Raw genomic sequence first — 830 nt, 5'->3', positions numbered from 1 at the left:
CCATCGAGCGCGCCGTGCACAACCTGCGCCATGCGCTGCACCTTCGCCTGGCGCGCGAGCCGCTGGCCGAGGCGCAGATCCATGCCATCGCCGATGCGCTGGACGCCGCGGCGCGGCAGATCGAGCGCCTTTAGCACCTGTTCCCCGCCGGCCTGCAGGACGCCCCAGAGCGACCGCCCCGGCCCCCGTTGCCCGGAGTGCGCCCCACGACGCCCTGGCCTCCCTCCGCAACGCCGGCATCGCCCCGGCAGAAAGCCCTGAAATGACCACACTGTCCGCTTCGACCACCACCCCAGCCACCTCTGCCGCCACCGCAGCGCAGCCTTCCCCCGAACTGCTGGCGGCCCGCGCGCCCCAGCGCATGCGCCATGAACTGCGCCGGCGCATCCTTACTGTGCAAAGCGCCGAGCGCGTCACGCCGCACTGCGTGCGCATCGTCCTCACCGGCACCGACCTGGAGGGCTTTGACAGCGCGGGCTTCGACGACCACGTGAAGCTCATCCTGCCCGACCCCGCCACGGGCCGGATCGACTTTCCCGTGCCGGCGGACACCGGGGGCCTCGCGCCCGACTCGCCCCGGCCCACCATGCGCGACTACACGCCGCGCCACCACGACATCGCCGCGCGCACCCTCACCATCGACTTCGCGCTGCACGACGCGGGCCCGGCCACGCAATGGGCGCTGCAGGCCGCGCCCGGGCAGACCGTGGGCGTGGGGGGCCCGCGCGGCTCCATGGTCATTCCCACCGCCTTCGACGGCTACGTGCTGATCGGCGACGACACGGCCCTGCCCGCCATCGCCCGGCGCCTCGCCGAGCTGCCCGCCGGCG

General features: G+C 74.1%; 1 protein-coding gene. It reads left to right on the top strand.

The annotated features are described in order from the left end of the window. Positions 1-262: 262 nt before the first annotated feature. Positions 263-830 (top strand): siderophore-interacting protein (locus AC27KI_RS26160; RefSeq protein WP_487116770.1); only part of this gene is annotated, 568 nt, incomplete at its 3' end.

Source organism: Acidovorax sp. KPB24-03 (genome assembly GCF_057546605.1).
This window is presented reverse-complemented; position numbering and strand designations above follow the sequence as displayed.